This is a genomic window from uncultured Salinisphaera sp. (assembly GCF_964012375.1).
Classification (GTDB): domain Bacteria; phylum Pseudomonadota; class Gammaproteobacteria; order Nevskiales; family Salinisphaeraceae; genus Salinisphaera.
The window spans coordinates 1-25,436 of the sequence record NZ_CAXGSH010000040.1; the positions used below are offsets into that span (position 1 = coordinate 1).

At 63.4% G+C, this 25,436-nt stretch carries 29 protein-coding genes; 13 read left to right on the forward strand and 16 right to left on the reverse strand.

Annotation, left to right across the window (positions count from 1 at the left end):
- Together ABNU97_RS08730 and ABNU97_RS08735 are read right to left on the reverse strand one after the other, a co-directional pair.
- A partial coding sequence (locus tag ABNU97_RS08730; protein ID WP_348766350.1) for a biotin/lipoyl-binding protein occupies nt 1–364 on the reverse strand: 364 nt, incomplete at its 3' end.
- Entirely contained in the window at nt 361–846 is a 486-nt protein-coding gene (locus tag ABNU97_RS08735) for a MarR family transcriptional regulator (RefSeq protein ID WP_348766351.1), read from the reverse strand. The genes ABNU97_RS08730 and ABNU97_RS08735, both read right to left, overlap by 4 nt.
- Nucleotides 847–985: 139 nt before the next feature.
- Here ABNU97_RS08735 and ABNU97_RS08740 point away from each other — a divergent pair, with 139 nt between their 5' ends.
- The 3 genes from ABNU97_RS08740 to ABNU97_RS08750 all read left to right on the forward strand — a co-directional run bounded on the left by ABNU97_RS08740 (nt 986) and on the right by ABNU97_RS08750 (nt 4,104).
- Entirely contained in the window at nt 986–2,089 is a 1,104-nt protein-coding gene (locus tag ABNU97_RS08740; protein ID WP_348766352.1) for a permease, read from the forward strand.
- Between the two features lie 108 nt (nt 2,090–2,197).
- A complete protein-coding gene (locus tag ABNU97_RS08745) occupies nt 2,198–3,268 on the forward strand; it encodes a sulfite oxidase (protein WP_348766353.1) in 1,071 nt (356 codons plus the stop codon).
- Nucleotides 3,269–3,408: 140 nt separating this feature from the next.
- The gene (locus ABNU97_RS08750) at nt 3,409–4,104 is read left to right on the forward strand and encodes an HAD-IA family hydrolase (protein WP_348766354.1); all 696 of its coding nucleotides are present in this window, start codon (nt 3,409–3,411) and stop codon (nt 4,102–4,104) included.
- Between the two features lie 24 nt (nt 4,105–4,128).
- On the opposite strand, the gene ABNU97_RS08755 is transcribed toward ABNU97_RS08750, so the two are convergent.
- Complete coding sequence (locus ABNU97_RS08755) at nt 4,129–4,446, reverse strand: DUF190 domain-containing protein (protein WP_348766355.1); 318 nt, start codon at nt 4,444–4,446, stop codon at nt 4,129–4,131.
- A gap of 16 nt (nt 4,447–4,462) precedes the next feature.
- Entirely contained in the window at nt 4,463–4,852 is a 390-nt protein-coding gene (gene crcB, locus ABNU97_RS08760; protein ID WP_348766384.1) for a fluoride efflux transporter CrcB, read from the reverse strand.
- Nucleotides 4,853–5,034: 182 nt separating this feature from the next.
- Here crcB and ABNU97_RS08765 point away from each other — a divergent pair, with 182 nt between their 5' ends.
- On the forward strand, nt 5,035–5,427 hold the full coding sequence (locus ABNU97_RS08765) for a hypothetical protein (RefSeq protein WP_348766356.1): 393 nt from the start codon (nt 5,035–5,037) through the stop codon (nt 5,425–5,427).
- 78 nt (nt 5,428–5,505) lie between these two features.
- On the opposite strand, the gene cyoD is transcribed toward ABNU97_RS08765, so the two are convergent.
- From cyoD to ABNU97_RS08790, 5 genes are all read right to left on the reverse strand, one after another.
- Nucleotides 5,506–5,841: a cytochrome o ubiquinol oxidase subunit IV gene (gene cyoD, locus ABNU97_RS08770; protein ID WP_348766357.1), complete on the reverse strand. Its 336-nt coding sequence runs from the start codon at nt 5,839–5,841 to the stop codon at nt 5,506–5,508.
- Nucleotides 5,838–6,458: a cytochrome o ubiquinol oxidase subunit III gene (gene cyoC / locus ABNU97_RS08775; RefSeq protein WP_348766358.1), complete on the reverse strand. Its 621-nt coding sequence runs from the start codon at nt 6,456–6,458 to the stop codon at nt 5,838–5,840. Before cyoC ends, cyoD begins: the two co-directional genes overlap by 4 nt.
- Nucleotides 6,459–6,502: 44 nt before the next feature.
- Nucleotides 6,503–8,581, reverse strand: a complete 2,079-nt coding sequence (locus tag ABNU97_RS08780) for a cbb3-type cytochrome c oxidase subunit I (protein WP_348766359.1) — start codon at nt 8,579–8,581, stop codon at nt 6,503–6,505.
- Between the two features lie 24 nt (nt 8,582–8,605).
- Nucleotides 8,606–9,574 carry a ubiquinol oxidase subunit II gene (cyoA, locus tag ABNU97_RS08785; protein ID WP_348766360.1) on the reverse strand — a complete coding sequence of 323 codons (969 nt, stop codon included), beginning with the start codon at nt 9,572–9,574 and terminating at the stop codon, nt 8,606–8,608.
- A 343-nt stretch (nt 9,575–9,917) separates the two neighbouring features.
- Nucleotides 9,918–10,970 carry a putative sulfate exporter family transporter gene (locus tag ABNU97_RS08790; RefSeq protein WP_348766361.1) on the reverse strand — a complete coding sequence of 351 codons (1,053 nt, stop codon included), beginning with the start codon at nt 10,968–10,970 and terminating at the stop codon, nt 9,918–9,920.
- Nucleotides 10,971–11,072: 102 nt separating this feature from the next.
- Between ABNU97_RS08790 and ABNU97_RS08795 the strand changes: the two genes are divergently transcribed.
- The 3 genes from ABNU97_RS08795 (at nt 11,073) to ABNU97_RS08805 (ending at nt 13,518) form a co-directional block, all read left to right on the forward strand.
- The gene (locus ABNU97_RS08795; RefSeq protein ID WP_348766362.1) at nt 11,073–11,993 is read left to right on the forward strand and encodes a LysR substrate-binding domain-containing protein; all 921 of its coding nucleotides are present in this window, start codon (nt 11,073–11,075) and stop codon (nt 11,991–11,993) included.
- A 78-nt stretch (nt 11,994–12,071) separates the two neighbouring features.
- Nucleotides 12,072–12,659, forward strand: a complete 588-nt coding sequence (locus ABNU97_RS08800) for a hypothetical protein (protein WP_348766363.1) — start codon at nt 12,072–12,074, stop codon at nt 12,657–12,659.
- A 145-nt stretch (nt 12,660–12,804) separates the two neighbouring features.
- Nucleotides 12,805–13,518 (forward strand): thioredoxin domain-containing protein, encoded by a 714-nt coding sequence (locus ABNU97_RS08805; RefSeq protein WP_348766364.1) that lies wholly within the window; start codon nt 12,805–12,807, stop codon nt 13,516–13,518.
- A 168-nt stretch (nt 13,519–13,686) separates the two neighbouring features.
- Here ABNU97_RS08805 and ABNU97_RS08810 read toward each other — a convergent pair whose 3' ends face one another.
- The 4 genes from ABNU97_RS08810 to ABNU97_RS08825 form a co-directional block, all read right to left on the reverse strand.
- Complete coding sequence (locus ABNU97_RS08810) at nt 13,687–15,168, reverse strand: DUF3482 domain-containing protein (RefSeq protein ID WP_348766365.1); 1,482 nt, start codon at nt 15,166–15,168, stop codon at nt 13,687–13,689.
- Nucleotide 15,169: 1 nt separating this feature from the next.
- A complete protein-coding gene (locus tag ABNU97_RS08815) occupies nt 15,170–16,597 on the reverse strand; it encodes a DUF2868 domain-containing protein (RefSeq protein WP_348766366.1) in 1,428 nt (475 codons plus the stop codon).
- Nucleotides 16,598–16,796: 199 nt separating this feature from the next.
- Nucleotides 16,797–17,804 carry a cytochrome d ubiquinol oxidase subunit II gene (gene cydB / locus ABNU97_RS08820; protein ID WP_348766367.1) on the reverse strand — a complete coding sequence of 336 codons (1,008 nt, stop codon included), beginning with the start codon at nt 17,802–17,804 and terminating at the stop codon, nt 16,797–16,799.
- A complete protein-coding gene (locus ABNU97_RS08825) occupies nt 17,804–19,195 on the reverse strand; it encodes a cytochrome ubiquinol oxidase subunit I (RefSeq protein WP_348766368.1) in 1,392 nt (463 codons plus the stop codon). Before ABNU97_RS08825 ends, cydB begins: the two co-directional genes overlap by 1 nt.
- Nucleotides 19,196–19,451: 256 nt before the next feature.
- Between ABNU97_RS08825 and moaA the strand changes: the two genes are divergently transcribed.
- Nucleotides 19,452–20,510, forward strand: a complete 1,059-nt coding sequence (gene moaA, locus ABNU97_RS08830; RefSeq protein ID WP_348766369.1) for a GTP 3',8-cyclase MoaA — start codon at nt 19,452–19,454, stop codon at nt 20,508–20,510.
- Nucleotides 20,511–20,569: 59 nt separating this feature from the next.
- Here moaA and ABNU97_RS08835 read toward each other — a convergent pair whose 3' ends face one another.
- Nucleotides 20,570–20,887: a DUF86 domain-containing protein gene (locus ABNU97_RS08835; protein WP_348766370.1), complete on the reverse strand. Its 318-nt coding sequence runs from the start codon at nt 20,885–20,887 to the stop codon at nt 20,570–20,572.
- A gap of 19 nt (nt 20,888–20,906) precedes the next feature.
- Entirely contained in the window at nt 20,907–21,218 is a 312-nt protein-coding gene (locus ABNU97_RS08840) for a nucleotidyltransferase domain-containing protein (protein WP_348766371.1), read from the reverse strand.
- Between the two features lie 55 nt (nt 21,219–21,273).
- On the opposite strand from ABNU97_RS08840, the gene ybaK reads away from it, so the two are divergent.
- Nucleotides 21,274–21,747 carry a Cys-tRNA(Pro) deacylase gene (gene ybaK, locus ABNU97_RS08845; RefSeq protein WP_348766372.1) on the forward strand — a complete coding sequence of 158 codons (474 nt, stop codon included), beginning with the start codon at nt 21,274–21,276 and terminating at the stop codon, nt 21,745–21,747.
- 251 nt (nt 21,748–21,998) lie between these two features.
- Here the strand turns inward: ybaK and ABNU97_RS08850 are convergent, their stop codons facing one another.
- Complete coding sequence (locus ABNU97_RS08850) at nt 21,999–23,414, reverse strand: PLP-dependent aminotransferase family protein (protein ID WP_348766373.1); 1,416 nt, start codon at nt 23,412–23,414, stop codon at nt 21,999–22,001.
- 90 nt (nt 23,415–23,504) lie between these two features.
- Between ABNU97_RS08850 and ABNU97_RS08855 the strand changes: the two genes are divergently transcribed.
- The 4 genes from ABNU97_RS08855 to ABNU97_RS08870 all read left to right on the forward strand — a co-directional run bounded on the left by ABNU97_RS08855 (nt 23,505) and on the right by ABNU97_RS08870 (nt 25,389).
- Complete coding sequence (locus ABNU97_RS08855) at nt 23,505–23,954, forward strand: GNAT family N-acetyltransferase (RefSeq protein ID WP_348766374.1); 450 nt, start codon at nt 23,505–23,507, stop codon at nt 23,952–23,954.
- On the forward strand, nt 23,951–24,562 hold the full coding sequence (locus ABNU97_RS08860) for an NAD(P)H-dependent oxidoreductase (RefSeq protein ID WP_348766375.1): 612 nt from the start codon (nt 23,951–23,953) through the stop codon (nt 24,560–24,562). The genes ABNU97_RS08855 and ABNU97_RS08860 overlap by 4 nt, the downstream gene beginning before the upstream one ends.
- Nucleotides 24,563–24,619: 57 nt before the next feature.
- The gene (locus tag ABNU97_RS08865) at nt 24,620–25,051 is read left to right on the forward strand and encodes a carboxymuconolactone decarboxylase family protein (protein WP_348766376.1); all 432 of its coding nucleotides are present in this window, start codon (nt 24,620–24,622) and stop codon (nt 25,049–25,051) included.
- Between the two features lie 236 nt (nt 25,052–25,287).
- A complete protein-coding gene (locus tag ABNU97_RS08870) occupies nt 25,288–25,389 on the forward strand; it encodes a Rho termination factor N-terminal domain-containing protein (protein WP_348766377.1) in 102 nt (33 codons plus the stop codon).
- Nucleotides 25,390–25,436 lie beyond the last annotated feature (47 nt).

Genomic DNA, 25,436 nt, shown 5'->3' on the forward strand with positions numbered 1-25,436 from the left:
CCACCGCACGGGCTTCGTTGCGCGACGCCCCGCGATCGTCGAGGGCGATACGTGCGAGCACTTCGCCCGCCTTGACGCGGGCACCGCGCCGGGCGCTGATCGAGTCGATACGTCCGGCCGTCTGGGCGCGCAGCGTGACTGCGCGATCGGGCGCGGTACGGCCGTTGAGCTCGACTTCGCGCCAGACCTGTTCGGCCGTCGATGTCCTCACCGCCACGCTGACGGGTTGGGCCTGATCGGCCTTGGGGGCGGTTTCGCCTGTCGGCTCCCCGCCGCCCACCATGCCGGAGGCCAGCCACGCCGCCAGCACGACCACGATGATCAGCACGATCCAGATCGGACGTATCGTGGGCATGCGACTCATGAGCGCTGCCCACGCGAGATGCCGTCAGTGCGGTCGGCAAGATGTTCGATCAGATCGCGAATGTTGTCCCTCGCCGTGTCGATGAAGTGGTGCATATCCGCCAGCCGTGTCTGTGCGCCGGCCCAGTCGGCCGGCAATTCGCGCTCGGCCTGGGCGAGCGAGGCACTCATCGTGCCCATGCGTTCCACATACCCTTCCAGCAGGCGCAGGTAATGTCGTTCCGCCAGCCGATAATAATCCTGACGATCGCCGGGCACCGCCGTGGCTTCGAGAACGCCGAGATTGCGCAGTATCCGCGCGTTCGTACTCACGCTCGCACGCGATACCTGCAATTCCTGGGCCAGCCTGGCCAGACTCGCCGGCCCGTCGTGGATAATGAAATAACCCAAGATGCGCCCGGCAATACGCGGCATGCCGTCGCTCTGTGCCGCCAGGCCCATGCGTTCGATAAAGCCGCTGACGGCCTGGGGGGTGTCGCTCATGGCGTGAAAGCCTATAGCGCCACCATCATTCAATCAATACTGAACAAAACGAACGACGCATGCCGCTTGCATCCGTACCCGGCTACGGGCCTACCGTTTGTCGTCGTTCAGCCACTCGGCGGCGCAGACAGGAAGATGTATGGATTGGCTCTCGATGATCGGCGATACGATCTACACGATCGCGGGCATGGGCTGGAAGATGCTCTGGGCGCTGGTGCTCGGTTTCGCGATTTCCGGTGCCGTACAGGCTTTCGTGCCCAAGCACCGCATGGCCCGTGTCATGGGCGGTGATAGCCCGGCATCGCTGGCCCGTGCCGGCTTTTTCGGCGCGATCAGTTCATCGTGCTCCTATGCGGCGGCCGCCATGAGCCGCAGCGTATTTCTGCGCGGCGCCCATATCACGGCCGCGATCGCATTCATGATCGCGGCCACCAATCTGGTGATCGAGCTGGGCTTCGTGCTCTGGTCGCTGATGGGCTGGCAGTTCGTGGTCGCGGAATTCGCCGGCGGTATCGTGCTGATCACGATCATGGCCCTGTTGATGAAAAGCTTTGGCCCGTTTCGCGGTTTCGAGCGCCTGCGCGAGGCCGAATCCGACCAGGCCGATCAAGGCGAAGACGACACCGTGCCCAGCCTGTTCAGCCTGGAGGGCTGGCGCATGGCCGCATCACGCTTTGCCATGGACTGGTCGATGATCTGGAAGGATATCGTCATCGGCATCGTGGTCGCCGGCACGGTGGTGGTCTGGGTACCGCAGAGCTTCTGGCAGGCCGTATTCCTGTCCTCGGGCGATCACGTCAGCTGGCTGCAGATGATCGAAAACGCGCTGGTCGGCCCGCTCGTGGCGGTATTCAGCTTCGTATGCTCGGTCGGCAACGTGCCCATGGCGGCCGCACTGTTCAACGGCGGTATTTCCTTTGGCGGCGCCCTGGCCTTCATCTATGGCGATCTCATCGTCATTCCCATGCTGCTGGTCTATCGCCAGTATTACGGCACCCGCCTCGCCCTGCAGCTCGGCGCGATCCTCTATGTCGCCATGGTGCTCACCGGCTTTCTCATCGACGTGATATTCACGCTCGGCGGCTGGGCACCGCAGGCCACCGCCACTACGGTCGGCTCCATGACGTTCTTCGAACTCGATTACACATTCTGGCTGAACCTGCTGTTCATCGGCGTCGGCCTCGGCCTGTGGCGGCTGTCGAAACAGGCCAAGGCGCCGGCCCACTGCTGTCACCACCACTGAGCCGCCGTGGCGGCTGCGCCGACGTGCCCGGCGCGCGTTCGTTACTTTGCTTAACGTCATACGAGCGCCGAGGATGAGCGACAACACATCGCATCACCGGGACCGGCGATGAGCGACGATACCGGCGGTATAGACAAACCCACGCCCGAGGCATGGTTTCACGTGCCCGAGCACGGCGAAAACAGCAACGTGGGAACACGGCTGGCGAGCCTGGAAGGCTATCTCACGCCCAACAGCCGCTTTTTCGTGCGCAGCCACAACCCGACGCCGCGTATCGATGCCAGCGATTGGCGCCTGCGGGTACATGGCGGCGGGCTTACCCGGACGCTGGAACTCGACTACGCGGCGCTGCGCGCCATGCCCCAGATCGCAATCACCCGCGCCATCGAATGCGCCGGCAATGCCCGCGCCTTCTTTGCCGAGCGCTACGGCCAGCAGGCTGGCGGCGCCCAGTGGCATACCGGCGCCATCGGCGTGGCCGAGTGGTCCGGGGTGCGTCTGCGCGACGTGCTTGAACGTGCCGGCATTACCGAGACGGCGCGCGATGTGCTGCCGGTGGGCCTGGATGAGAACGCCTTTGCACGACCGCTTCCCGCGGCCAAGGCAATGGCCGACGATACGCTCATCGCCCTGACCATGAACGGCGAACGCCTGCCACCCGATCACGGTTTCCCGGCTCGGCTGGTGGTTTCCGGCTGGCTTGGGGCAGCCAGCATCAAGTGGCTGGGCGAAATCCGGGTATCGACCCAGCCGTTGCATACCCACTGGAACACGCGCGACTACACCCTGGCCGGGCCGGACTACCCGGCCCAGCCACCCGCCGACGGCATCCCGATTACGACCATGCCGGTGATGAGCGTGATCGAACTCGACTGGAACGCCGAGCTGCCCGCCGGCGAACACACGCTGCGCGGACGCGCCTTTTCGGGCGAAGGCCAGGTGCGGCGCGTCGAATACGCCGTGGATGAAGACCCGTGGCACGATGCGCGCCTGGAAGCGCCCAATATCGCCGGCGCCTGGGTGCGCTGGGCGTTCACGTGGCGGGCAACGCCCGGGCCGCACGTCATCCGCATTCGTGCGACCGACGACAACGGCCATGTTCAGCCGGCCTCGGTGCCCTGGAATGACCACGGTTGTCTGTACAACGCGGTCATTGCCCATCCGGTACGCATCAGCTGAGGCATCGGCCGGCCGATCAAGACCTGCACGCCGTCGGCGGACAATGCACCGGCCGAGGGTTTTGGTCGCGCTGCGCGCCCCCATGATCGAAGGCCGGCCTGTCGGTATCGGCTGCCGATACCCCTCCACGAGATTTATCGATGACCGAACACCCTGCCCATGCCTTGCCGCCCATCGAAGCCGTGATCTACGACTGCGACGGCACGCTCGTCGACAGCGAGCTGCTCAACGCCCGCGGCGTTGCCGAGATGTTCGAAGCCGACTACGGCATCGCACTCGACGCCCGCGCGATCGAGTCCGAGTTTCGCGGCGGCCAGTTCGAGCAGATGATCGATACGCTGGCCGAGCGCCATGGCGTGGTCATTCCGGATGATTTCACCCCGCGCTATCGCCGGCAGATGATCGACCTGTTCTATCGCGAGCTACAACCCATGCCGGGTGTACGCGCTGCGATCGAGGCGATCGAGCTGCCCCGCTGCGTGGCATCGAGCGGACCGGAGAAAAAGCTCGCTGCCGCGCTTAATGCAACCGATCTGGCCCGCTATTTCGGCGACTATGTCTTCAGCGCCTATACGATCGGCGTGTGGAAGCCGGAGCCGGATCTATTCCTGACCGCAGCGGCCGCGCTCGATGTCGCGCCCGAGCGCTGTGCGGTGATCGAAGACAGCGACGCCGGCGTGATCGCGGGGCACCGCGCCGGCATGCAGGTATTCGGCTACGACCCGCACGGCGCGATCGCCAGGCATCCCGATATCGCACTGACCCGCTTTGTCCATTTCGACGAACTGCCGGGGCTGATCGCCGCCCGGCACGGCGAACACGCCGCGCGCGACTGAGCCGCTGCCTGCCGAGCTGCGAGCTCAGTCCTCGCCGAAGTGCCAGTACTCGATCGCGCGGCGCACGCAGAACACCGGCACCGCCTGCTCGTCCACGCTTCGTACCAGCGCATCGGCCTGACCGCCATCGAGCACGAACATCAGCTCTTCGGGCTCATCGGCCTGTTCGAAAAAATGCGCCGAATGGGTATGCCCGCTATGGCCGGTGCCCTGGGCATCGACACGGCGCGTGCTGTGCTCGATGCCCTGTTCTCGTGCCAGTTCCGCGACCGTATCCAGTACCGGTTTGCCGTGATGGCGACGCGACCGCGGCGCCATGAATATCAGCTCGAAGCCTTTCATCTTCGGTTGCTCCTGTTCATCGTCCAATCTGGCGCAACAAGGCCACTGCGCCCATACCCAGGCCGGTCATCGCGAGCGAGCCGGCCACGTGTGCGGCGATACCGACGAAGGCCCAGCCCAGCCGGCCGCTCTGAATCTGGGTGAAGATCTCGGCCGAGAAAGTAGAGAACGTGGTCAGCGCACCAAGAAAACCGGTGACGATCGCCAGCTTCCAGAACGGCGACAGCTCGGGCATGGCCGCAAACGTGGCGATCGCCATGCCGATCAGGCCGGCGCCCAGCAGATTGGCCGCCAGCGTACCGGGCGGCAACGCCGGGAACAGCGCGTTCAGCGCCAGCCCCAGCGCCCAGCGCAGATTGGCGCCGCAGGCCGCGCCCACTGCGATCGCAAGAATAGAGACGGGTATGGACATCCGTGTATACGCCCTTGAACCGAAGCAACAAGGTTACAAGCATGCGGCCCGCCCTGTCCCCTATGCCGCCAGCTCACAAGCGACGATGGTCGTTCACGAGAGGTTCAGCCCCCGGGCGTAACCGTGAATACCCAGGCCTCGTCACGGGCCTGATATGCAAACCACGAGGAGATCCCATGTATAAGCAATTCGCCATCGCGACAGCTGCGGCACTGGCATTGACCGGGGGCATCGCACTGGCCGATACGGCCACCGACGCCGATAGCGCCACCGGTACGAGCGCCGGCGTGAATGCCGACGTGGGCGTCGATACCGGCGCCAATACCCAGTCCGGCACCGCCGGCGGCATGAACGGCACGGACGGGGCGGTCGGTGGCCAGGCCGGCGGCAGCACCTCGATCGGAGCCGATGTCGATACGGATACCGACGTCGACACCTCGGCGTCCGACGACCGCATGGATGATGACGATATGGACGGCGAAGCCGGCATGTCCTCGGACACGTCCGCGGCCGCCAAGGCCAACGCCGGCGCCGAAGGCGGCATGGATGCCGATAACGACGCCCAGTAACCTCCGCCCGCTGGAAGGGAAAAAGCCCGTGTCGCATGCGACACGGGCTTTTTTACGTGGTGCGTACCTAAGAGCCGCTTAGTAGCCGACCATCATGTGGCGCGAATACAGGCTGTAGAACAGCCATAGCGTGCCGCCCACCATCACGAAGATGGTGAACACGGAAAACAGCACGGAAATGGTATTCCACCGCTGCTCCTGGGACATGTCCAGATGCAGGAACAAACGCAGATGCACGCCGAGCTGCAGGATGGCCGTCGCCGCAATGACGAGCAGCATGACGCCCGGTGAAAACGCGTCGTAATACACCGCGCCAAAAGGAATCAGGGTAAGTACGAGGGCGAGCAGATAACCCGTGATATAGGCGCCTGCGGTCGGGGCGTGGCCCGGGGTGGCGTCGTCGGAATGGCTCATGCGCTGCCTCCTTGAATCAGTCCGGGCAGGTAGACGGTCGAGAACACGCAGATCCAGACCAGATCGAGAAAGTGCCAGAACAGGCTCAGCCGTGCCAGGCGCGAACCGATCGCCGGCGTCAGCCCTCGCAAAGCGACCTGGGCCACCATGGTCAACAGCCAGATCATGCCAAAGAACACGTGCGCGCCGTGGGTGCCCACCAGCCCGAAGTAGGCCGACAGGAAGCCGCTACGATCGAACGACGCGCCTTCGTGGATGATATGCACGAACTCGCTGACCTCGTGCCAGAGGAAGAAACCGCCCAGCAAAAAGGTGGCCAGCAGCCAGCCGATGATGTGGTTCTTCTTACCCTGATGCAGGCTCACCATGGCCAGGCCAAAGGTCAGGCTGGAGGCCAGCAGGGCCATGGTTTCCAGAAATACGCCGTGCAGCGAGAAGATATCGCCAGGGGTCGGCCCACCGGCGTATCGCTGTGACAGGTTCACGTATGCCAGAAACAGCATCGAGAACAGAACCACGTCGCTCATCAGATAGGCCCAGAAACCGAAGTTGACTTCGGAATCCGCCCTGGCTGCGGCGCGAACGCGGTTTAGATCGTGAGATGGGCTTGACGCCATGAACTATGCCTCTCGAATACCAGTCGATCGTGATCGTTTGCCTATCAGCCCGGCAAACCGGACGTGGCCCGAGTGGTCGGCTCGACGAACTGGCCATTGGGCGTACGCTCGTCGCCGTACTCTTCGATGTCTTTAATACGCTCGAACACATCCGCGTCCTTGAGCCGGCGGTGGAAGGCATCCTCGTCGGCCTCCACTTCGGCAGCCGGAATCACGAACTCCGTTTCCTCGTTAAAGCTACGCACGATCACGGCAGCCACGGTGCCCAGCACGCATAGCCCGGCCAGCCACCAGATGTGCCATACGTAGGCAAAGCCGAAAACGAACGACAGTGCGGCCACCACGATGGGCATCGGCGTCGACTTGGGCATATGAATGTCCTCGTACGCCGCCGGCCGCTCATAGGCCCGGTTGCTGACCTTCATTTCCATGAACGCATCGCGATCGCGCACCTCGGGCACCACCGCGAAGTTGTACTCCGGCGGCGGCGACGGGATCGACCACTCGAGCGTGCGCCCACCCCAGGGGTCGCCGGTCAGGTCGGCGTTTTTCTCGCGGTCGCGCCAGCTCACATAAATCTGCATGAACATGGCGAAAATGCCGTAGGCCACGATCATGGCCCCGATGGCCGCGATCACCAGCCAGAAATGCCAGGCCGGGTTGTCATAGGTAACCATGCGCCGCGGCATGCCCATGATGCCGAGCATGTAAAGCGGCACGAACGCCACATAGAAACCCACGAGCCAGCCCCAGAAGGAATGGCGGCCCCATTTCTCATCGAGACGGAAACCGAACACCTTGGGAAACCAGTAGTAGAACCCGGCCAGCAGGCCGAACATCGTGCCGGGGATCAGCACGTTGTGGAAATGCGCCACCAGGAACAGGCTGTTGTGCATCTTGTAGTCGGCGCCCGGAATGGCCAGCAGTACGCCGGACATGCCGCCCATTACAAACGTGATCAGAAAGCCCAGGGTCCAGAGCATCGGCAGCTTGTACTCGATACGGCCCCGGAACATGGTCCAGATCCAGTCGTAGATCTTCACGCCGGTCGGGATCGCGATGATCATGGTGGCAATACCGAAGATCGAGTTACGCAGCGGATCCTGGCCCATGGTGTAGAAGTGATGCACCCATACACCGAACGACAGGAAGGCGATCGCCATGGTCGCCCACACCATCGAGGTATAGCCGAACAGGCGCTTGTTGCAGTAGGTCGTCACCACTTCGGAGAAGATGCCGAAGGCCGGCAGCACCAGAATGTAGACCTCAGGATGGCCCCACAGCCAGAACATGTTGATATACAGCATCTGGTCGCCGCCCATGATGCTGGTGAAGAAGTGGGTGCCCGCAGAGCGATCGAGCGCGAGCAGGGCCAGCGCCGCGGTCAGCGCCGGGAACGACACCACGATCAGAATGCTCGTGCACAGCACCGTCCAGGTGAACATCGGCATGCGCATGAGCGTCATGCCGGGCGCGCGCTTCTTGAGAATGGTGGTCACGAAGTTGACGCCGGTCAGCGTGGTACTGATACCGGATATCTGTAACGCCCAGATCCAGTAATCCACGCCCGGCCCGGGACTGTGAGCCAGGCCCGAAAACGGCGTATAGCCCGACCAGCCGGCTTCCGAAAAGCTGCCCACCAGCAGCGAGATCATTACCAGCGCGCCGGCGGCGGCGGTCAACCATACGCTGACCGCGTTAAGCAGCGGAAAGGATACGTCGCGCGCACCGATCTGCAGTGGAATGGCGATATTCATCAGCCCCACGAGAAACGGCATCGCCATGAAAAAGATCATCATGGTGCCGTGGCCGGTAAACAGCTCGGCGAAATGGCCCGCCTCGAGATAGCCGTCCATCCCGGGACCGGCGGTCGCCTGCTGCGCACGCACCATCGAGGCATCGATGAAACCACGCAGCAGAAAGATCAGGGCGATCACGATATAGATCACGCCGATCTTCTTGTGGTCCACGGTCGTGAACCACTCGCGATACAGATAGCCCCACTTGCGGTAATAGGTCAGCGCGGCCACCACGGCCAGGCCGGTGCCGATCATGATCGCGTTCGCAAACACGATGATCATGCTCGAATGGTGGAAGGCGTCTAGAGTGAGTTTTCCAAACATGGTCTTCTCCCGGCTCGCGGCGAGCTAGTGGGCATGCCCGTGCTGGGCGACGTCGTCGGCAGTCAGGTCGCTGGGCACGGCGTCAGGCGGAATCTTCCCATCGCCGACCTGGAAGCGGTGCATGACATAGCCGAACAAACCGTCGGGCACAGACGAATAAAGAATCGGATCGACATTGCGGCTGGGCTCGACCAGGCTGCGATAGGCATTCAGATCAAGCGGCCGACCCGAGCTGCGCGCCTTGTCGACCCAGGCATCGAAATCGGCCTGGGACAGCGATTCGGCCGTGAACCGCTGGTTGGCGAAGCCGTCCCCGCTGTACTGATAGTTCTTGCCGAAGAATTCACCCTTTTCGTCGGCCATCAGATGCAGGCGGGTGCGCATGCCCGACATCGCCATGATCTGGCTGCCCAGGCGCGGAATCATGAAGCCGTTCATGACACTCACCGAGGTGAGGTCGATCTGTAGCGGCGTATCCACCGGCATGGCCATTTCGTTGACCGCAGCCACGCCATAATCGGGATAGATGAACAACCACTTCCAGTCCATGGCGATCGCCTGCACGCGGATCGGGTCATTCTCCGACTCGATCGGCTTGTAGGGATCCAGATCGAAGGTGGAGACGATGGTCACCAGGGCCAGGATGAGGATGATCGCAACCGGCCCGCCCCAGAGGAAGGCTTCGAGAAAGTTCGAGTGGTGCCAGTTCGGCGTATAGGTGTTCTTCTGGTTGCCGGCGCGGTAATGCCAGGCAAACCAGAGCGTGAAGCCGACCACCGGCACCAGCACGAACAGCATCACCATAAAGGTGAACAGCATGACGTTGCGCTGATAGGCCGCGATCGGCCCCGCGGTGAAAAACGTCACCAGCTCGTTCAGATGGAAGGTATCGATGAACCACTGCGAGCTGCAGCCACTGAGTGACAATGCGAGTAGAACAATCAGGGGCACCCGCAGGGTGCGCATCGTCTTTCCAAGCGTTTCGATAGACATTACATGCATTCCAACGAGTGACCGCGCTCGACGTGGACGACCGTATTTCAAGCTACGGGGCTACCTACGTCTGTTGCGCATGATCCGTTGCACCGGGATGAGCACGACGGTCATTGTGCAGTGCAACTAATGGTACCCACTTCGTTGAAAAAACGACAGCAAACGATCGCGGTTTTTTTGCCGCATACCGGCCCGCGTTCCGTGGAACCACGGCTGCGAGGCAACGCACAGACTGCGCCGATACGATACGACCCTCCGCATCGCGCTGCCCGCGCGTGGCCTCACAGCGGCTGGCCGATCACGCGTTGGCGCGCGCGTTTTGCGCCCAGTGGCCGGCACGGCGTCAGCCTAGCAAGACGGCACCGCCCAGTGATATCGCGCTTATCCAGATCGCCACCGCCAGGCCGAGCGCGAGCGGCCGCCAGCCCAGGCCAAGGACCGCCGACAGCCGCGTCTGCAAACCCATGGCGACCATCGCCGCGGCCAGCAGCGCCGCGTCGACACGCAGCAGTCCCGCGTGTAGTTGCGTCGGCATGCTCACCCAGGAATTGAGCCCGACCACTACCACGAACAACGCCACGAACAGCGGAAATGGCGAGGCGCGATCGTTTTCGCCGCGGGTCGCGGCGCGCCGGCGCCACCATACCGCCAACACCGCGCATGCCGGCACCAGTAACGCCACCCGTGACAGCTTGTAGAGACTGGCCTGAACCCCTGCGGCGTCATCGAACGCGAAACCGGCAGCGACCGCCTGTGCGACTTCATGAATGGAACTGCCGGCCCAGGCGGAATACGCCGCTTCGCTCAAACCGATATGCGGCGCGATCGCCGGGTAGGCGAACATCGCGATCGTGCCGAAGACCGTGACCATCGCGATGGCACAGGCCACGTCCTGCTCGCGCGCGCGGATCACGCCGTCCACCGCCACCACGGCCGAGGCCCCACATATGCCGGTGCCACAGCCGACCAACACGCTGAGCGTATCCGGCAACCCAAGCAGTCGGCCAAGCGCGATGGCGAGCACGATAGTGCTGACAACCGCGGTCGTTACCAGCACCAAACCGCCCAGACCGACAGACAGCAGATCCTGTACGACGACACGAAACCCCAGCAAAACGATGCCGGCCCGTAGCAGATAGTGCAGCGTCCAGCGGATGCCGGGCTCGACCTGCGCAGGCAAGGCCACGCACAGCCGTAGCAACACGCCGACCAGAATGCCGACCGTTAACGCGCTCAAGGGCACCACCCGATTGAGCGCAGGCCATGCCGAGATCACATAAGACAGGCCGGCCAGACCCAGGCACAGCATGAGTCCCGGCAACACGCTCGCCAATCGATTCGACGCCTGGCGAAACGGGATAGGTAGCGACGATGCAACAGATAGCGACATACGCATGGCAAGGCTTTCGAAAAGGTGGAACCAAGCCTCTACGCATTGCGCATTAACTAAAATCGATTTATACCAAACTAATAATTCGGTTTTATCGATTAATCACTCATGGCCGAACGCCTACGCTTCACCCTGCGCCAACTCGAGATCTTCGCGGCCGTCGCCCGAACCGGCCAGGTACGCCGCGCGGCCGAGGCGCTACACCTGAGTCAGGCCGCGGTCAGCCAAGCGATTGCGGAACTGGCCGACGCTCTGGATGTGGTCCTGTTCGAACGCCATGGTCGCGAGATCAAGCCGACGTTCGCCGCCCGCCAGCTGCTTGCCCTGGCCGTCGAGCCCATGGACGCCCTCGCCCGGCTACCGGAACGCCTTGCCCCATCAACCGGCGGCGTAGCCGCGCTCAGCGGCACCATTCGCCTGGCCGCTTCGAGCACCATCGCCCGCTATGTATTACCTGCCGGCCTGGCCCGTTTACGACAGACGCATCCCAAGCTGCAAATACGGGTGTTCTCCGGCAATAGCGCCCAGGCAGAAGCAAGCGTTGCGAACCTCGAAGCCGATATCGCACTGATCGAAGGCCCGCCACAGCGCGACGATCTAGATATTGCGCACTGGCACACGGACACTCTGCAGGTGATCGCGCCGCCGGGCTATGACGTCGGCTCGATCGATCTGGCCCATCTGGATCGGCATGCCTGGGTCGCCCGCGAACCGGGCTCGGGTACGCGGGCCGTGTTCGAACAGAATCTGGCACTGGCCGGCTATACCGCTCCAAACGCGCATCTGATCATTGACGACAGCGGCGCCATCGTCCGCGCCGTCGCCAGCGGCGCCGGGCTTGCCTGTGTGAGCGGCCTGGCGGCCGAGCAAGCCAGCGCTGCCAACCCGGTTCAATTCGTTTCGCTGGCCGGGCTGGCACTGGCGCGGCCGCTCTGGCGGCTGTATCGCGTTTCTACCGCCCGCGGCGACTCGCTGCTGCGACGATTCGAAGCCGAACTCGATGCCGCACTGGATCGCCCAGCAAACTGAAATCAGGATTTTCAGTTGTTGTTCAGCATGCGTGCCTACCATCCGAACCGGTATTTTCAAATAACCGAGGACATGATCATGGCAATACGTAAGACGAGTGCCATTGCGTTGACCGGTATCACCCTGGCGGCGACCAGCACCTTTGCGCTGGCCCAACAGAAACCCGAAGGCCTTTATTCGGCCGATCAGCTCATGGACGCCGATGTCTATGCCCAGGGCAGCGACAAGCCGGTGGGCGAAGTCGACGACGTCATCCTCGACAACAACATGACCATCAAGTCGTTCGTAATCGAAACCGAGAACAACTTCGGTCTGGACGGCAAGTCTTATGTTGTCTCCCCCGATCAGCTCAGCGTCGAAACCATGCAGGGCGAGAAGGCGACCGAACCGCGCTATCGCATCACCCTGATGGCTGACGGCAAGACCCTGAGCAGCTATCCGGTCTACAACGACTCCTGGTGGAACAGCACCCAGAGTCAGGCGGCCGATGCCTGGGATCAGACCAAGCAGTCCGCCAGCAGCGCATGGACGCGTATCAAGGACGGCACCACGGACCTCATCGATGACACCCGCGATGCCATCAGTGGTGGCGCCGATGAAACCGGCGATGCGGCCGACAACGCGGCTGACAAGACGGAAAACGCTGCCGAAGACGCCAGCAACTAATCGCGGCGCTTGCATCAAGCGTATCGAGGAGGGGCCGCGGCCCCTCCTTTCTTATGTCCGCTGGAAACGTACCTGACCCGCTGGCGTCACACGCGGTATGATCCCGGGCTGTTGTCGCCCACCAGTCGGCCCGAGGAGTCGTCGTATGAGCCCCCAGAACACTGGCCGTTCCAGCCTGTTTGGCGCCCTGTTCGTTCCTGCCCTGATTCTGGGTGCGCTGATCATCCTGGCGATCCTGGTGATCAGCTTCCGGGGGAACGGTGACGGCGCCGCACCCGGGGCCGACAACGTTCGTACCCTGACCGCCGACACCATCAACACCTTTGAAACCGAGTACGACGCCCTCGGCGAGGCCGTCGGCAGCGCGGATGCGCCCGTCACCGTGCGCGAGTTCGCCGACTACCAGTGCCCGGCCTGCGGCGCGTTCGCCCCCACCGCCGAGCGGATTCGCGACGAACTGGTCGACTCCGGCAAGGTGCGCTTCATCTTTTTCGATTTCCCGCTGCCCATGCATGCCCATGCCCAGCAGGCCGCGGTGGCCGCGCGCTGCGCCGCCCGTCAGGACCGTTTCTGGCCCTATCACCAGCGCCTGTTCGAAACCCAGCGTGACTGGTCGCAGCGCGATGACCCCACCGCCATGTTTCTGGATATGGCGGTCGAGTCCGGCGTGAACGCTCAGCGCCTGGAAGCCTGCATGACCCAGGGCGGCGTGGACGACGTGATCGCCCGCAATCAGGAAGCCGGCAAGGCCATCAGCCTGCGTGCCACCCCCACGGTGATCGTAGGCGACCAAATGTTTTCCGGCGTCGTCAGCTACGAGCGCATCCAGCAGGCCATCGCCGAACAGACGCAGGACTAGGGCCTGTTAACACGAATGCTAATCGCCGCGTTGCGGCTCAAAATCGTGCCAGACAAGGCGCGTGGTGCCAGCCCCGGTTATTCCAGGGCCAAGCCACGCAACGCCGTATGGCGGGATTTTGGGCGCAACCCGAAGGGACGCGCTCTATTTCATTCGCGTTAACAGGCCCTAGAGTTCGTCCTCGATCAACGTCAGCACGGCAAGCAGCGCGGCAAAAGCCGCGCTTTCCTGTTCCGGGTCGCGCTGGACGCGGGTGACCGAGCGAAACCACCGCGCCAGCGCTTTCTGCGGGCCGCTGGCCAGCTCGCGCGCGATGCTGCCATCGCCGGCCTCGCCTTCGAGCAGGGCATCGCCGCGTCGGGCATGGGCGCGCGACAGAATCTGGCGGTAACGAATCAGAATCGAATCCAGCAAAACCCAGGCGAAGTTCGGGTTGCGCGGCGGCCCCACGGTGATGCGCTGGCCGCCGAGCGGGCCAATCCGCACCATGTCCAGGCGCAGCGTGGGAAGGGCGTCACCCTTGAAAAACGCCAGCGCCCCGCCGCCCAGGCCGCCAATCAGCGCCCCAACCCCGAGGGAGTGGCCGAACGTCGCGGCATCCACGCCGATGCCGGCACTCGCGCCGACCGCAGCGCCTACGAACGTCAGCTGCTGACGGGTCAGGCCCAGCCGGCGCCAGGTTTCATCGCTGGCCAGGTCCAGATCGTCGTCAAAGCCTTTCATCGCTTCGGCCTGCACCGCGGTATGCCGATACAGGCGTAAAAGATCGTTCGCTGTCTCGCGCTCAAGCGCGGCAATACGCTCGTAATAGCGCCGGCTGGCCTGCTTCACGGCTTCGCGTTTGGCGGCCTCCGGTGCGGACGCGTCTTCGGCATAATGGCCGTGTTCGCGCAGCGCCAGCGCGGTGCGCAGGAAGTGCTGGATGCGTTCGACGGCTTCCTCGCGGCGCTGCTCCCATTCGGCATCGAGCAAGGCGGTGGTGGTCTGCAGATGCTCGCGGTCGCGTTCGTCGATCTGGTTGAGCGCGGCCAGGAGGTCACGCCGCGTGGCAAAGCGCGCGCGATGGGCATCGAAAACCCGTACGAGATTGAATGCCTTGCCCAGATGCTCGCGCCATTCGTGTTCATGCACGGCGCCGGCCTCGCCGCGCTGGTTGAGCAGCGCCAGCCGTGCCCGCCCGGAAAAACGCAGGATTTCGATCTCGGCGAGGAAGCTGTCGTAGACCGCCACACCGGGATCGATGACGTACAGAATGCCGGCGCCCTGCAGCAACGGCTCCAGCAGGCGGCATTCGTCCTCGAACTGGTGACTATCGCGATACTCGTCGACGAACGCCTGCAATGTCGCAAGCCCGGGTGTGCCGTTGCGATTGCCGTGCAGCGCGCGGATGGCGCGTAGCGCTTCGATAGGCTGTTGAAACCCGGGCGTATCGATAAAGCGCAGCCGCTCGGCACCGTCTAGCACCAGCGACAGCCTCTGGCAGCGCGTGGTTTCGCCCGGTTCGGGCGAAATACGAATGATGCGGTCGTCGTCTTCTTCCAGCAGCGTGGCGAGCACCGCGGACTTGCCCATGTTCACCTTGCCGACCACGGCAAAGCAGGGAACCTCGGCGGTGACCCACTCGGCAGGTTGTGTGGTGCGCAGCGCCATCTCAAAGCCGACCGTCGTAGGCCACGATTTCGGTCGCCGGATCACGCAGGCCGTCGATGAACCGTGTCCAACGCTGCAAATGCGCCTCATCGGGCGCGCTCGGGCCCTGGGCGTCCCGCGCGAAAACGAGCCACGTCATCGGCGTATTTTCACCCACTGCCTTGCGCACCCGGGCATGCAGCGCACCGACCTGGCGCGGCGCCAGCCCCCAGTCCTCGACCGCGAGCACCACGTGATCCGGCCCGGCAGCGAGCGCGGCGTCGGCGCTCGCTTCGGCGTCATCGTCGAGCACGCCAATACGGGCCTGCGCGCCCGGGTTCACCCGCAGCGCGCGCAGCAGAAAACCACGAATAGCCGCGCCCTGAATACCACTGCCGCCCACATCCAGCAGCAGCGCCGTATCGGCCGCGGGCGCGGCGACCGCACCGCGCTCGATACGGGTCAGCGATCGCCACAGGCCACGATGCCCCGGCGACTGAAAATCCAGTGCCGCCAGCGCCCGCCGCTCGCGCCACGCATAGAAGGCCACCAGCAGCAAGCGTGGCAACACCCCCCAGACAAGCAACGACATGAGCAGGAAACGCCACCATGCCGCCGTGCTTTGCGGCGTCGACGGCACCCGCCGACTGCCGTCGACATAAGCCGCACGACTGGCCTCAATCTGGGCGAGCGTGGGCACCGCCTCGGGCCATACGCCACGCCAGGGTGCCGCCACCACGCGGGTCGCAGAAGCGACCACGCCGTTTGTCTGCGGCGTCGCCTCCCAATAGAAGCGCACGTCGAAGACCAGCAGCGATCCGACGAAAGCCAGCACCAGGCCGGTGTTAAAACCCACCGCACCGATCTGGAGCGTACGCGCCAGCGCGGCCTGCAGTGCGCGGCGCGGCACGGCCGACTCGGCAAGCCGCTCGCGCAGCAGGCGAAACCGGTGCTGGCGATGGGCATCCTGCGAACGCGTGACCCGAGCCATCACGCGGCCCATCCAGGTTTCGAGCCGTACGCTCGAACCGCGCCCCCACATACGAACGAGCACGAACAGGGCAAACACCAGCCAGGGAAAGACCAGCGTCACGCCGAAAAACAGGATGACGTGCACGTTGGCATCGGTGCCTGCGCACAACCCGGCCACCAACGCAAAGCCGGCCGCGGCCATACCCATGAACAGCGCCAGGCGCGCCAGGCGCAGGCCCTGCGTCCAGGCCTCGCCGGCGTCGATCGCATCGGTCTGGCGCCGGTGGGCGAGCCAGGCGTGCAAGCCGGCACGGCGCCGCGCCCGCTCGTCGCCTTCCGGCAGAACGGGGCGGATATCGCGGTTGAATATCAGCCGGTCGTGTTCGAGCGCGTCGTTGTCAACGCCGATCAACACGGTTTCGAAATCGATGAGATCGGCCAGCGTCCAGCGCTGGCCCGCGGCACGGACAGCATTCATCCTGCTATTAGAACATCGCGCGCGCTCGAAGCGCGCGGCGCTCGCCGAACGTGTGCGACGCGGCTAATGCTCGAGCACGAAAAAGACGACCTCGCGGAACACGAACGCGGCTGCGCCCCAGGCCAGCAGACTGGCCACGCCCAGGCCGACGAACCACAGAAGACGGCGCGGCGTTTCACGCATGGTCATTGCTCCCGGGCTAGTGATAACCCATGTCGCGGCCGACCTTGCCGCGGAAAATCCAGTACGACCAGGCCGTATAGAACAGAATGAACGGCAGCAGGATCAACAGCCCGACGATCAGAAAACTCTGGGTCTCGGGCGGCGAAGCGGCATTCCAGATGGTCAGATGCGGCGGGATGATATGCGGCCAGAAACTCGCCGCCAGGCCGCCGTAGCCCACGGCGAACATGCCCAGCGACAGCAGAAACGGCCAGTACTCGTAACGCGCGGCCACGCTGCGATAGAGAAAGTAGGACACCACCACGCCCAGCAGCGGGAACGGCACCAGCAGCAGCGCATGCGGGAAGCCGAACCAGCGCTCGGCATAGTTGCCGTCCAGAAACGGCACGTAGACGCTCACCAGCGCCATGAACACGATCACCGCCGTCAGCAGGGTACGCGACCAGCGATAGGCCCGGTCCTGCAACAGACCGGTGGTCTTCATCACCACCCAGGTGGCGCCCAGCAGCGCATAGCCTGCGACCAGGGCAAAACCGGTGAGCATGGTAAAGCCCGAGAACCAGTCGAAAGAGCCGCCGACGTACTGGGCGCCGTTGGCTTCGATGCCCTGCACGATCGCACCAAGGGTGACGCCCTGGAAGAAGGTGGCCACCAGCGAGCCCAGCACGAAGGCCAGATTCCAGCCGAGCTTGCGCCGCGCCTTGAAACGGAACTCGAACGCCACGCCGCGAAAGATCAGCGCGATGAGCATGCCGGTCAGCGGCAGATAGAGCGCCGGCAGCAACACCGTGTACGCCGGCGGGAAAGCGGCCAGCAGCGCCACGCCGCCCAGCACCAGCCAGGTTTCATTGCCGTCCCAGATCGGCGCGACCGAGTTCATCATGATGTCGCGCTCGGCCTCGCCGTACGCCACGCCGCAGAGAATGCCGATGCCCAGCACGAAGCCGTCCAGCAACACGTACATGAATACGCCGAAGGCGATAACGCCAAACCAGACCAGCGGCAGGATGTCGATGCTGTCCATCATTCTTCTCCTACCGGTTCATCCGGGTACGACAGCGGCCGTGCCGGCGTGGCATATGGATCGGGCACGGGGTGTTCGGGCGCCTTGCCGGGCCCGGTGCGGATCACGCGCAGGATGTAGTACATGCCGCCACCGAAAACGATGCCGTAGACGATCACGAAGGTAATCAGCGTGGCGGCCACGCTGGGCGCGGACACCGGCGATACCGAGTCGGCCGTGCGCAGCAGGCCATACACCGTGTAAGGCTGGCGCCCGATTTCGGTGGTGAACCAGCCGGCCAGTACGGCCAGAAAACCCGAAGGCGCCATCGCCACCAGATAGCGATGATAGCCGCGGGCATCGAACAGGCGACCGCGAAACGCCAGCCACAGCCCGGTCAGGCCGGCGATGAGCATGAGAATGCCCAGGCCCACCATCAGCCGGAACGAAAAGAAGATGGGGGCCACCGGCGGGCGTTCGCTCGCCGGAAAATCCTTCAGGCCGACGAGCTCGCCATCCCAGTCGTGCATGAGGATGAGGCTGGCCATGTTCGGCACCGAAATCTCGTAATGATTGGTTTCGGCCTCTGCGTCCGGCCAGGCGAACAGCGCCAGCGCCGCGCCCTTCTCCGTCTCCCAGTGCGCTTCGAGCGCGGCCACCTTGGCCGGCTGATGCTCGAGGGTGTTCAGGCCGTGGAAATCGCCGGCCACGATCTGCAGCGGCGTGACGATGGATACGAACGCCACGCCCATCACCAGCATCACCCGGGATGCCTCGTGGGCGGTGCCTTTCAGGCGATACCAGGCACCTACGCCCAGAATGACGAACGCGGTGGTCAGATACGCCGCCAGCACCATGTGCACGAGGCGGTAGGGGAACGACGGGTTGAACACGATCGCCCACCAATCGACTGGATAGAACACGCCGTCGCGCAGCTCGTAGCCGGCAGGCGTATGCATCCAGGAATTGGCCGACAGAATCCAGAAGGCCGACAGCATGGTGCCGATAGCCACCATGGCCGTGGCGAAGAAATGCAGCTTCGGGCCGACCTTGTTCCAGCCGAACAGCATGATGCCGAGAAAGGTCGCCTCCAGGAAAAAGGCCGTCAGCACTTCATAGGAGAACAGCGGCCCGAGCACGGGTGCGGTGGCTTCGGCGAACACCGACCAGTTGGTGCCGAACTGGAAGCTCATCACGATGCCGGATACCACGCCCATGCCAAAGGACACGGCAAAGATCTTGACCCAGAACTGATACAGCCGGCGAAAGACGTCGCGCCCCGTGAACAGGTGCATGCCTTCGCACATCGCCAGCCAGCTCGCCAGGCCAATGGTGAAAGCCGGGAAAAGAATGTGGAAGGAAACCACGAACGCGAACTGGATCCGCGACAGGATTTCTGCATCGAGTGCCATCGATCTCTCCTGCGACGCCTGAAGGGCGGTTGGGCCTCAGTACCCACGTACCGCAGGCTGCGCCCGACTATACGAAAGTATGATGCACCTGGTTGCAGCCCGACGCGATGTGACAATTCGTCGCGTTGCGCGACATATGGTGCCACTGCAATGCCGCTACGCGAAGGCATTCGCCGACCTGCCGGGGATTTACAGGCGCACTTTTGGCCACATAGCGCTTGAGACGGCGACGAGTAACCCTGATTATGTTCGAGTGATGACTGTCTCCCACCAAGCAAACGCCACGGCGCCCGCCGTTGCCGATCGATACGCGCGCCCGCTTCAGGATCTGCGCATCTCGCTGACCGATCGCTGCAACTTTCGCTGCACCTACTGCATGCCGCGCGAGCTGTTCGGCAGCGAACATCTGTTTCTGCCGCGTCGCGAACTGCTGGATTTCGAAGAAATCGAGCGCCTTGCGCGTATCGCAGCCAGCCTCGGCGTGACCAAGCTGCGCCTGACCGGCGGCGAGCCGCTGCTGCGCCGGGATATCGACGTGCTGATTGCACGGCTGGCGGCGATCGACGGCATCGACGACATCTGCCTGACCACCAACGGCTCGCTGCTCACCGAACAGCGCGCCCGCGAACTCAAAGCCGCCGGCGTGAACCGGGTCACGCTCAGCCTGGACGCCATCGACGACGACGTGTTCAAGGCCATCAACGATGTCGGCTACCCGGCCTCGAAAGTGCTCACCGCCATCGAAAACGCCCAGGCCGCCGGCCTGACGCCGGTCAAGGTCAATTGCGTGATCCAGCGCGGTGTGAACGAAGACCAGATCCTGCCGATGGTCGAGCAGTTCCGCCATTCCGACGTGGTGCTGCGCTTCATCGAATTCATGGACGTGGGCACCTCCAACGGCTGGCGCATGGAAGAAGTCGTCACCGCCCGCGAAATCGTGGAAACGATTCGAACCCGCCACGCCATCCGCCGCCTGCCCGCCAACGTGCCCGGCGAAACCGCCAACCGCTGGGTCTACGACGACGGCGCGGGCGAGATCGGCATCATCGCCTCCGTATCGCAGCCGTTTTGCGGCGGCTGCACCCGGGCTCGGCTGTCGGCCATCGGCGAACTCTATACCTGCCTGTTCGGCGTCCACGGACGCGACCTGCGCACCCCGCTGCGCTCGGGCGCGAGCGACGACGAACTACGCGCACTTCTGGCCGGCATCTGGACCGCCCGCGGCGACCGCTATTCCGAACAGCGCGGCGAAGAAACCGCCAACCGCCGCGGTGATGCCGACGGCAAGGTGGAGATGTCGTATATCGGGGGTTGAGGAACTCAGCTGCAACGCCGCGCTGTTTACCCGAGCAGCCTAGATCTCAAACGAGTGCTTTATTGATCGCTCGGGTTTGAGGCTATCAACGTTTCCAGGTCTACCTGCATCAGCGGCAAATCCTGTTCGAGAGTTGCCCAGACGATCGCGTCATCCACACTCGCATACCCGTGTATCAGAATGTTGCGCAGGCCAATGGCCTGACGCCCGCCTCGAACGCGCGCGAACAGCTCGACATCCAGCTGTCTTAGCCGATTCAACGCTTCGCCGATGATTTCGAACTGCCGCTCTACGGCAGAACGCAATAGCGCGCTTTCTTGATAATCCGCATAGCCCTGGCCGACGACGAACGCCTCAATGGCGTTGGCGGCCTGCAATGCGTCGTAGATGTACGTCTCAGGCCTGCGCGTCATACACGGAACGCCGGGTTTCGTTAATGCTCGCCAGCAAATAGGGATTGCGAATCGCGCGACTGCTTACCAGATCAATACGCCGGCCGAACAGATCGGTAAGCGCATCGAGAAGGTCGAAATACGCATGCGCCACGCCCCCCGGCGGCTCCGGGCCGAACTCGACCAGAAAATCGAGATCGCTGGCCTGCGAATCAAAATCCCCACGCGCAGCGGAGCCAAAAAGCTCCAACCGCTTCACGCCGTGGCGGCGAGCGATGCGGGCCAAATCGTCTGCATGTCTATCGACGATATTCATGAGCTTAGAATACTAGGGCACCGTTCGAAAAGAATACCGGACCCGCGTCGAGCCCATGACACCTGCGACTCAACTTCTGGACGCACACAACGTCCACTACGAGCTGCATCAATACGAGCACACCACCGCGCATAGCGATTACGGCATCGACGCGTCAGAACAGCTCGGCGTCGCGCCCGAGCAGGTGTTCAAGACGCTGGTCGCCGAACTCGACAACCACGAACTGGTGCTGGCCATCGTGCCCGTCTCCGGCCGGCTGCATATGAAAAGCTTGGCCGCCGCGGCAAGCGCGAAAAAGGCCTTCATGGCCGAACGCACGAAAGTCGAAAAGACCACGGGCTATGTGCTCGGTGGCGTCAGCCCGCTGGGCCAGAAGAAACCGCTGGCCAGCTTCATCGACGAATCCGCGATCGCATTCGACACCATCTTCATCAGCGGCGGCCGACGCGGCCTGGAAATCGAGATCGAACCGTTCGCCCTGGCCGAGATGATCGACGCCGGCTTTGTCGCCATCGCCGATACTGCGTGACCCGCCGAATGGCAGTTGGCCACCCGCCTCCCATGATCGAAACGCGAATTCCCGACCGCGACGCCTGCCCCCGCATCGTCGCTTGAGTTGTCGTACGAGCCTTGCGCGGTTCGGCTCGGCGGCTATCGCAATGAGCACGATTCCAGCCACCGTATATCGATTAAGGTTATAGCCATTGCTGCGGTGATTACCCGCTGCACTACGGCATCGGGTCCGATGGCTACTCCGCTTCCGGGAACGGCCGTGTCGCGTCAGCCGTCGAACGCCTGCTTGAGAGAGTCAACAAGACGGCCCGCTTCATTTGCCGACACGATATTGGTAAAGCCGAGCAGTAAGCCGCTCTGGGCTGTGGGGCCTGCGCACCATGTCGACAGCGCTTGGATGTTCAGACCTTGGCGCTGGGCGCGCTCGGCCAGTTCGACGTCGCTATCTTCGTCGTCAAGTCTTACGAGCAGGTGCATTCCACCCGCCTGTGAATCGATGCGCAGCCGATCGCCGAACCGGGCCGCCAACGCTTTTTGCAGATACTCGCGACGCTGGGCGTAGAGGGCGCGCATACGCTTGAGGTGGCGTGCGAAATGGCCTTGCTCGATGAAATCGGCCAGGGCGGCCTGTGACAGCTCTGGGCAGCCGTGGCCGTATCGTTGCAGCACGTCTTGAAAGCGCGTGATCTCGGCTCGCGGCACCACCAGATAGGCCAGTCGGATACCGGGGAAGAGCACTTTGCTCAACGTACCGGCATAGAGCACGCGACCGTCGTGATCGAGGCTTTTCAATGGCGGTAGCGGACGGCCGTGATAGCGATATTCGCTGTCGTAGTCGTCCTCGATGATCCAGGCCTTGTTCTCGCGCGCCCATTCGAGCAGCGCCAGTCGACGCGGCAGGGATAGCGATACGCCGGTCGGGCTTTGGTGGGTGGGGGTGACGACCGCGACACGGGCATAGCCTGCCTGCCGCCGGGCTCTCTCCACATTCAGGCCCTGCGCATCCACTTCGACCGGCGTCAGCGCAATGCCGGCTGCTTGCAGCGTAGCGCGGGCCTGAAAATAGCCTGGCTCCTCGAACCAGCCGCGATCCCCGGTTTGCAGCAACGTTCGGCAGACGAGGGTTAGAGCCTCGCAGTAGCCGGCGGTGATAATAATCTGGTCGGGGTCACAGGCGATGCCGCGCGATACGCCGAGATACGCGGCCAGCGCATTGCGTAGCTCGGGCTTGCCTTGCCGATCGGGATAGTCGAGCGCGGCGACATCCATCGCGCGTAGACGACGCGTCATCAACCGTTGCCATAGCCGGGTGGGTACCGCGTCGAGTGCTGGCAGACCCAGTTGAAAGGGTTGTGGGCCCGTAGGCGTCGGCTCAGCTATCGCAACGTCGGCGCCCGGCCGCGACGCCGTGGCACGCGCGACCCGAGCGGGGATGATCTGCGGCGAAACCACGGTGCCCGCCGCACCGCGCGACAGCAGATAGCCTTCGCTGGCCAGCGTCTGATACGCCAGCTCCACCGTGCCGCGCGACAGGTTGAGCTCACTGGCCAGACTGCGTATCGACGGCACGCGATCCCCCGGCTTCAGACGGCCGCCGGCGATCGCATCTCGAACGCGGTGGTAGAGCTGTCGGTGAAGCGGTGTCGTCGAAAAACGATCCGGGCTCAGTTCCAGGCGGTGCATGCAGATGTCCCGGTCAACCTACCCAATCTTGGCTCTGTCGCATGGGTCATGTCGAGCCTAAAGTCACGGCCTCATGACTGGAGACACCCGATGACGCCATTGCATTTCACGGCGGTAACGAACGAACAGGACTGCCGGCACTGTTTTGCCGTGATGCGCGAGCTACGCCCGCATCTAGCCGACGCCGCGACATTCGCGGCCCAGGTGCAACGCCAGATACACGACGGCTATCGGTTGGTGGCGGCCGGATATGCCGACACGGCGATCGGCCTGATCGGTTATCGCATACAGGAAAACCTGATGAGCGGGCGTTTTCTGTTCGTCGACGATCTTGTCGTGCGGTCGGACTACCGAGGTGGCGCTGTGGGCGCACAGCTGCTCGACTTTGTTCGTGATGAGGCGCGTGCCCGCGACTGCCGGCAACTGGTGCTCGATACCGGGCTCGGCATGGCGCGCGCGCAGCGCTTCTATTTCCGCCAGGGGATGCTGACCCGAAGCATCGGCTTCTACGAAGACCTCGACGCCGGTGACGCGACATGACCTGCACGCTATTCGTTCATTGCAGCCCGCATCGTGGGCAAGCACACGGCTACCGGCTCGCACAGGAGATACTCCGGCACATCTCGCGTCATGATGCGCAGGCCGCCGTCCTCGAACGCGATCTGACCTGCCCGGCATTACCACCGCTCGACGCCGGATACGCCGCCGCGCTGACGGGTAATGCGCCGGCACATGACGCCCGATTTACCCTGTCCGAGCATTTGATCGGCGAACTCGAGCGCAGCGATCGCACCCTGATCGCCCTGCCCATGCACAACTTCGCCGTGCCGGCCGCGTTCAAGCTCTGGATCGATTACGTGGTGCGTATTCACCGCAGCTTCGCGCCGACCGCACAGGGCAAAGCGGGTTTACTGGCCGATCGCCCGACCACCATGCTAGTCAGCTCCGGCGGCTTTCACCGCGGCACACACGCCCAGCCCGATTTCCTTTCGCCCTACGTGCAGCAGGTGCTGGCCACCATCGGGATTCGCGATGTCACCTTCCATTACCTGCAAGGGCTGACGTGCGACGCGGCAACGACTGCCACAACGCTCGACGCCGTGCGTGATCAGCTGCGCAGCGCCGGTTTGCTGGATCAGCCCGCCTGACCCTTCACCGGCCTGCACCACCCTCGCCAACCGCCCATCCATCACCACGAGATCGTCATGAACGCACTTCGCCTGCCCTATAACCAACTGTCCGCTGCTGCCTACCAGGGGCTTTTGCAGACCAAAAAAGCCCTGGAGGACGGCCCGCTCGACCCATGCTTGATCGAATTGACCCACCTGCGCGTGTCGCAGATCAACGGCTGTTCCTACTGCACCCAGATGCATTCGCAGGCACTGCGCAGGCGCGGCGTTGAAAACGCCAAGATCGACAGCGTGGCCGGGTGGCGCGTCAGCCCGCGTTTCGACCATGCAGAACGCGCCGCGCTTGCCTGGGCGGAATCGCTGACCCATATCGAGGCAACCGCTGCTCCGGATGCCGATTACGAAGCACTCAAACCGTACTTCAGCGATGCCGAAATCTCGGATCTCACGATTTCGGTCGCACTCATGAACGCGCTCAATCGGCTGGCTGTCGGCCTGCGTCTTTAATCGATCGGCACGTTCGCTGAAATCCCGAAACCGACCGCGATTTCAACCGATCCATCCGTTTTCGTCGTGATGTCCACACCCGGGCAGGCGATCGGTGCGTCAGGCACTCACGCCATCTCGGGTTATTTGCGGACTGCGTAGCGGTCCACTTTCAATCATAGTCGTCCAAGAACAAACCGCAGAAATCGAATAAGAAAGCGAATAAACCGGGCGACTGCGCCCTGGCAGGCACCGATATGACGCGCGACGAGCTCTACGATCGCGCTCAGCAGCTCGATATCAAAGGCCGCAGCCGCATGACTAAAGAAGAACTGGCCGCCGCGATCGACGTCGACTAAAGACTAATGAAATAAAATCTCTTTTATCTTTAGCGGGTTATATTCGC